Source organism: Kitasatospora sp. NPDC059747, from assembly GCF_042732955.1.
Lineage (GTDB): Bacteria > Actinomycetota > Actinomycetes > Streptomycetales > Streptomycetaceae > Kitasatospora.
This window is the reverse complement of the sequence record NZ_JBHWGV010000004.1, coordinates 50168-56380: the sequence shown is the minus strand read 5'-3', so window position 1 is coordinate 56380 and position 6213 is coordinate 50168. Positions and strand designations below refer to the sequence as shown.

Annotated in this window: 7 protein-coding genes; all 7 read right to left on the bottom strand. The window is 71.6% G+C overall.

Translation table 11 applies throughout. The annotated features are described in order from the left end of the window. Nucleotides 1-133 precede the first annotated feature (133 nt). The 7 genes from rplL to rplK all read right to left on the bottom strand — a co-directional run bounded on the left by rplL (nucleotide 134) and on the right by rplK (nucleotide 5991). Nucleotides 134-514 carry a 50S ribosomal protein L7/L12 gene (gene rplL / locus ACFV4G_RS03000; protein WP_363648534.1) on the bottom strand — a complete coding sequence of 127 codons (381 nt, stop codon included), beginning with the start codon at nucleotides 512-514 and terminating at the stop codon, nucleotides 134-136. A gap of 88 nt (nucleotides 515-602) precedes the next feature. Next, nucleotides 603-1166: a 50S ribosomal protein L10 gene (rplJ, locus tag ACFV4G_RS02995; RefSeq protein WP_350503606.1), complete on the bottom strand. Its 564-nt coding sequence runs from the start codon at nucleotides 1164-1166 to the stop codon at nucleotides 603-605. A 343-nt stretch (nucleotides 1167-1509) separates the two neighbouring features. Then, nucleotides 1510-2373, bottom strand: coding sequence for a hypothetical protein (locus ACFV4G_RS02990; RefSeq protein ID WP_380435855.1), 864 nt, complete (start codon nucleotides 2371-2373; stop codon nucleotides 1510-1512). A 461-nt stretch (nucleotides 2374-2834) separates the two neighbouring features. Then, nucleotides 2835-3671, bottom strand: a complete 837-nt coding sequence (locus ACFV4G_RS02985) for a hypothetical protein (protein ID WP_380435853.1) — start codon at nucleotides 3669-3671, stop codon at nucleotides 2835-2837. 123 nt (nucleotides 3672-3794) lie between these two features. After that, nucleotides 3795-4583, bottom strand: coding sequence for a hypothetical protein (locus tag ACFV4G_RS02980; protein ID WP_380435851.1), 789 nt, complete (start codon nucleotides 4581-4583; stop codon nucleotides 3795-3797). A gap of 147 nt (nucleotides 4584-4730) precedes the next feature. Beyond that, a complete protein-coding gene (gene rplA / locus ACFV4G_RS02975) occupies nucleotides 4731-5453 on the bottom strand; it encodes a 50S ribosomal protein L1 (RefSeq protein WP_360342401.1) in 723 nt (240 codons plus the stop codon). Nucleotides 5454-5556: 103 nt separating this feature from the next. Continuing rightward, nucleotides 5557-5991 carry a 50S ribosomal protein L11 gene (gene rplK, locus ACFV4G_RS02970; protein ID WP_350511356.1) on the bottom strand — a complete coding sequence of 145 codons (435 nt, stop codon included), beginning with the start codon at nucleotides 5989-5991 and terminating at the stop codon, nucleotides 5557-5559. Between the last annotated feature and the right edge of the window lie 222 nt (nucleotides 5992-6213).

Genomic DNA, 6213 nt, shown 5'->3' with positions numbered 1-6213 from the left:
GCGCGCGCTGCCTGTGCGCCGCCCCCCCCCTCGCGCCCGCTCGGTGGGGCCCGCCCCCCGCCCCGGCCCCCCCCCCCCCCGCCCGCGGCCCCCCCCCCCCCCGGCCCGGAGCCCCCTCGGAGGGGGCCCGAGATCACTTGACGGTGACCTTGGCGCCGGCACCCTCGAGGGCGGCCTTGGCCTTCTCGGCAACGTCCTTGGCAACCTTCTCCAGGACCTTGGCACCAGCGGTGTCAACGAGGTCCTTGGCCTCCTTCAGGCCGAGGGAGGTCAGGGTGCGCACCTCCTTGATGACCTGGATCTTCTTGTCGCCGGCACCATCGAGGATGACGTCGAACTCGTCCTGCTCCTCGACGGCCTCAACGGCGGCCGGGCCACCGGCGGCGGCAACGGCGACCGGGGCGGCGGCGGTGACGTCGAACTTCTCCTCGAAGGCCTTCACGAAGGCAGCGAGCTCGATGAGGGTGAGCTCCTCGAACTGCGCGAGCAGCTCGTCCTGGGACAGCTTCGCCATGATGGCGTCCTTCCACTAAATCGGCAGGTGGTGCCGTATGTACGGGTTGGGCGGGCACGGGCCCGCAGCGAGGCGTGAGCCTGCCGAATTACTCGGCGGCGGCGTCCTCGGCGGCGGGAGCCGGCGTACCGGCACCGCCCTGCTCGACCTTGTCGCGCAGCGCGTCCACAGTGCGGACGAGCTTCGACGGCAGGGCCTGGAAGAGCGCGGCAGCCTGGGACTGCTTGGCCTTCAGGGCACCCGCCAGCTTGGCGAGCAGCACCTCGCGGGACTCGAGGTCCGCGAGCTTCTTGATCTCATCGGCGGACAGCGCCTTACCGTCAAGGACACCGCCCTTGATGATGAGAGCGGGGTTCTCCTTGGCGAAGTCACGCAGAGCCTTCGCCGACTCCACCGGGTCACCGGTGACGAAGGCGACAGCCGTCGGACCGTTGAACAGGTCGTCCAGCTCGGAGATCCCGGCCTCATTGGCCGCGATCTTGGTCAGCGTGTTCTTCACCACGGCGTACTCGGCGTTGTCGCCGAGCGAGCGACGCAGGGTCTTGACCTGCTTCACCGAGAGACCGCGGTACTCGGTCAGCAGCGCCGCGGAGGAGCCACGGAACTTGTCCGTGATCTCGGCGACGGCGGCAGCCTTGTCGGGCCTGGCCATAGGCTTACGCCTCCTTCCGTGATGTCGAAGTCCGGCCGACCGCGAAAGTCGACCATTCACACCTCGAACCGACCGGACGGAAGGAAAGCTCTTGCGGAAAATGCAATGAGCCCCGGTGCGCAGGCGCACGGGGCTCGTAGCGACCTCGACGGGCATTCGCGCGAACGCGGACCCGGAAGTCGAAGCTCCAGACACACCTGCGCGGGCTGCCTGCGCACGGGGCGCAGATCCTTCGGTCACCGGCTCCCTGACGAGAGCGTGGCGACAACCAGCGGTCTTTGGCTTCGGCAACAGTAACCGGACTCCGCCGTCCGGGGCAAATCGCCCCCGGGACGCCGGGAGCTCAGCGGGCCAGCGGGGACACGGTGCGCGTCCCGGTGTCCACGGTGTCGGTCTCGGCAGGGGCCTGGACGGAGAGCAGGGCGCCGGCGAGGTCGGTGTAGAGCACCGAGTCGTCCGCCCGGCCGGAGTCCCCGGTACCGGTGCGCTGGAGCTTGACCAGCTGGTCCTTGTCGTTCAGCCACAGGTCCAGGGTCAGCGAGAGCGAGCCGCCGGGGGCGAGCGCCGCCCGCAGCCCGTCCCGGCGGGACTGGCTCAGCTGGGTCTGGGCGGCCGCGTACTTCTCCGCGGTCGTCGTCACCTGGTAGTGCTCGACGGTCGAGTCCTCGAACTTCTCCTCGGCGACGAACCGCGGCTCCACGCCGTCCGCGGTCGCGGCGGTCAGCGCCTCGACCGGGTTCAGCAGGTCGATCAGCCCCGCGTACGGGACCTCCTTGTGGCCGTCCGGGCCCGGCGGCGTGGAGAAGCGCTCCCAGTGCTTGCCGCCCTGACGGGCCGCGGTGGCCGCGTCGCCGCCTTGGTAGGCGACGGTGTCCACGACGATCAGCTGCTCGGCGTCGGCCGGGGTGGACCGCTTGATCTGCAGCGCCGTCTTGGGCTGCCAGAACAGCGGCCCGGCGCCGGCGTCGGCCCCCAGCCGGTAGCTGACCTTGGCCCGGCGGGCGGTCTGCATGGCCAGCTCGGCGGAGAGCAGGACGCCGTGCGGCGAGCGGTCGGTCGGCTTGGCCGGCCCCGTCGGGGAGGCGCTGGTCGGGGTCGGGCTGCCGGTGGGCGTCGGCCCGGCGTCGCCGCCACCGCCGCACGCGCTCAGCCCGCTCGCCAGCAGCACGACGACCGCCACGGCCGTCAGCCGCCGCCGTCCCGCCATCGCTGTCCCCTTTCGCCCCGGTCGCCCTTCCGCCGCGGTCGCCGCCGCGGCGGCCTCGCTGTTCCGGCCACCATGCCACCCGGGCCCGGGCCAGCCCGCGGCGCCCCCCGTGTCCAGCGCCGCCGGCTCGGACGGCTCCACCGTGTCGGCGGGGTCCGGAGCGGGGGCGGTCACCGGGGTGCCGTAGTCCGAGTATGTGACGGTGACCCTGAACGCGCCGTTCTTGGTGGCGCCGGGTCGGCGTTCTGGAGCTGGTCGCCCCCCCGGAGACCTTCGCCCTGACCGCCTTGTCGTAGTGCAGCCAGTGCCGCCCTCCCATGGCACCGACGGCCTGACCGCCGAGGCGCAGGTACATCGCGTCCCGGGTGGAGCGGTACGGGGCCGACCGGCCGCCGGTGAGGGGCGTCAGGAGCTTGCCGAGCGGGGAGCCCGATGGGCTCCCCGTGCGGTGGTCGGGCGGCTCAGCCGAGCAGCTTGAGGATGTCGGCCGGGTTGCCGAGGTCCGCCGCGGCGGGCGCCGCGATCTTCGCCGCGCTGCCGAGACCCGTGTACTTGACGGTGACGGCGTCGTGCTCGCCGTTCTTGTCGCCGAACTCCTGGAGCTGCACCAGCTGCTGCTTGGCGTCGAGCCAGAGGTCGACGGTGATGGTCTTGCCGTCCTGCTCCAGCGACTTCTGGACGGCCTGGCGCTGCTCCGGGCTGAGCCCGGTCATGCCGGCCACCATGGTGGAGGTGTCCTCCACCGAGCGGATGTGGGTGGCCTGGGTGCCCTCGACGGCCTCCTGGCCGACCTTGGTCGGCTTGTTCGCCGCGGCCAGGGTCAGCTGGACGACCGGGTTGAGCATCTGGGTCATCAGCAGGAGGCCGTCGCCCATCTCGTTGCCGGCGGGCATCTTCACCCAGTGCTTGCCGCCGAGCGCCGCGGCCTCGGCGTCCCCGCCGCCGAGGTAGACGTCGGTCCCGACCACCCGGATGCGCAGCTTCTTGGTGTCCATCTCACCGGTGAGGTCCACGGACGTCTTGCCCGGGTCCTTCCAGTCGGCGTCGCCGCTGCCGCCGGTGTGGGTGGAGCCGTCCGGGGCGACCATGGTGACCTTGCCGTTGCCGGCCTTCTGCATCACCAGCGCGGAAGCGGCCAGCGCGGCCTTCGGGTCCCCGCCCAGGGCCCCGGCGACGGCGTCGCCCGCGGCCTTGGTGTCACCGCCCTTGGTGTCGGCCGCGCTCTTGGCACTGCTGCCGCAGGCGGTCACGCCCCCCACCAGCACGGCGGCCGTGACAACGGCCGAAGCGAGACGCACAGCACGCATGGGAGTCCCCCCGTAAGATCCGAAACGATCCGCTGAAGAGCCGATTTTCGGCCCTCGCTCAGGCGGACTCTAACGGATCGCCAGAACCGGCACGCGGGGATGTCCGCGCGCCCGTCAGCCCGTCGGGGCGGGCGTTCCCTCTCCCTCCCCGGGGGCGGAGACGTCCGTCGTGGTCACCACGGTTCCACCGCTCCCCCTGGCCGTCTCGCGCAACCGCAGCAGCCGGTTGCCCGGCCCCACCCACACGTCGAACCCGATCGTGGTGACCCCGAGCCCGCGGTAGTAGGCGAGCACCCCGGCGAGCCGCTCGGCCGAGAAGTCCTTGTCCGCGCCGAAGTAGTCGGCCACCGGCGCCGCGCCCTGGTAGTGCGCGACCGTCGTCCCGGCCAGCTGCTCGGCGCCGAGCGAACCGAGCGCCCCGGCCTGGACCATCGTGTACGCCGTGCTGCCCGGAGTGCTGATCAGCCAGGTCGTCCAGCCGCCCGCGTACCCGCCGGGCGAGGCGCCCGCGCGCGGGTCCAGCGACTCGGCGCCCGTACGGTCCGCGTGCTTGGCCGCGCCGCCCTGGTAGACGAGGTCGAACTCGCCGTCGCGGCCGGTCAGCCGCCCGGTACCCAGCTCGTCGGTGACGCTCAGGTCGGTCTCGTCCCGGTCGCCCCAGACCAGCGTGCCGCTCGCGGTGCGGCGCCCGGCCGGGCCCTCGGTCACGACGTCGATCCGGGCCCCGCCGGCGTCGTCGAGCGCCTGGGCCGCCGCGAGCACCACCTGCCTGGGCGGGACCGCCGCCGCGACGTTGCCCGGGGTACGGGCGTCCGGGACGGCCAGCAGGCTGCACCCGGTGGTGCCACCGAGCAGGAGCAGGACGGCCCCGAGGGCGGCGAGGCGGTGGGCGGACGGCAGCACGGCACACTCCGGCGGTCGACACGAGTCGGTCACATGATCCGACCGGCCGAGCGTACGACGCGCCCGACAACGCAACGACGGCGGGCCCGCACTCCCCGCGAGGGGAGTACGGGCCCGCCGTGACGGACTGCTCTGGAGCGCTGTGGCTCAGACCGCGGCCGGGTCTTCCTCGACGAGGAGGTTGCGGGTGCGGTTCGGGTCCACCTGGATGCCGGGGCCCATGGTGGTCGAGAACGCGGTCTTCTTGATGTAGCGGCCCTTGGCGGCGGACGGCTTGGCGCGGAGCACCTCGTCCAGCGCGGCGGCGTAGTTCTCGACCAGCTGCTCGTCGGTGAAGGAGGCCTTACCGATGATGAAGTGCAGGTTCGAGTGCTTGTCGACGCGGAACTCGATCTTGCCGCCCTTGATCTCGTTGACGGCCTTGGCGACGTCCGGGGTCACGGTGCCGGTCTTCGGGTTCGGCATCAGGCCACGGGGACCGAGCACGCGGCCCAGGCGGCCGACCTTGCCCATGAGGTCCGGGGTGGCGACGACGGCGTCGAAGTCGAGGCGGCCCTTGGCGACCTCGTCGATGAGCTCGTCGGAGCCGACGATGTCGGCGCCCGCAGCACGCGCGGCCTCGGCACGCTCGCCGGTCGCGAAGACCAGGACCCGAGCGGTCTTACCGGTGCCGTGCGGGAGGATCACGGTGCTGCGGACCATCTGGTCGGCCTTGCGCGGGTCGACGCCCAGACGCATGGCGACCTCGACGGTGCCGTCGAACTTGGTGGTGCTGGTCGCCTTGGCGAGGCGGACGGCCTCGAGGGGGGCGTAAAGGCGCTCGCGGTCGACCTGAGCGTCCGCGGCCTTCAGAGCCTTGCTGCGCTTCACTGCTGCTCCTGAATGGTGATTGGAGTTGTGGTATTCGACGGACCTGCGCAGGCCCTACCACAGGGACGGCTGAGCCGGTTTGTCCCTGACGGGACGGGGCTGGTCAGCCCTCGACGGTGATGCCCATCGACCGGGCGGTGCCGGCGATGATCTTCTCCGCCGCGTCCAGGTCGTTGGCGTTGAGGTCGGGCATCTTGGTCGTGGCGATCTCGCGGACCTGGGCGCTGGTGAGCTTGGCGACCTTGGTCTTGTGCGGCTCGCTGGAGCCCTTGTCGATACCGGCGGCCTTCAGGATGAGGCGCGCGGCCGGCGGCGTCTTCGTGATGAAGGTGAAGGAACGGTCGTCGTAGACCGTGATCTCCACCGGCACGATCATGCCGCGCTGCGACTCGGTCGCAGCGTTGTAGGCCTTGCAGAACTCCATGATGTTGACGCCGTGCTGGCCCAGCGCGGGGCCGACCGGCGGAGCCGGGTTGGCCGCGCCGGCGTTGATCTGGAGCTTGATAAGCCCCGTGACCTTCTTCTTCTTGGGAGGCATGTCTCTCCGGGTCCTTCCGAGAGGTGATTGCTGGTGCGTGCGGAACCGGGGCGACACCCGGTCGCCAGCACACACATCGAACCAGGCTAACGCGTCCGCGCCGCTGGACCAAAACGGATTCGGGGGGGGGGCGGACGGCCCGCCCCCCTAACGAAGTACCGAACACAAGGTGATGTTGTTGATGTGGAAGGTCAGCGCGACCGGGGTGTCCCGGGCGGAGAT

What these genes read in the sequence shown, in the direction of transcription:
- rplL (WP_363648534.1), bottom strand. Translation starts at nt 514, where the DNA reads ATGGCGAAGCTGTCCCAGGACGAGCTGCTCGCGCAGTTCGAGGAGCTC.
- rplJ (WP_350503606.1), bottom strand. Translation starts at nt 1,166, where the DNA reads ATGGCCAGGCCCGACAAGGCTGCCGCCGTCGCCGAGATCACGGACAAG.
- ACFV4G_RS02990 (WP_380435855.1), bottom strand. Translation starts at nt 2,373, where the DNA reads ATGGCGGGACGGCGGCGGCTGACGGCCGTGGCGGTCGTCGTGCTGCTG.
- rplK (WP_350511356.1), bottom strand. Translation starts at nt 5,991, where the DNA reads ATGCCTCCCAAGAAGAAGAAGGTCACGGGGCTTATCAAGCTCCAGATC.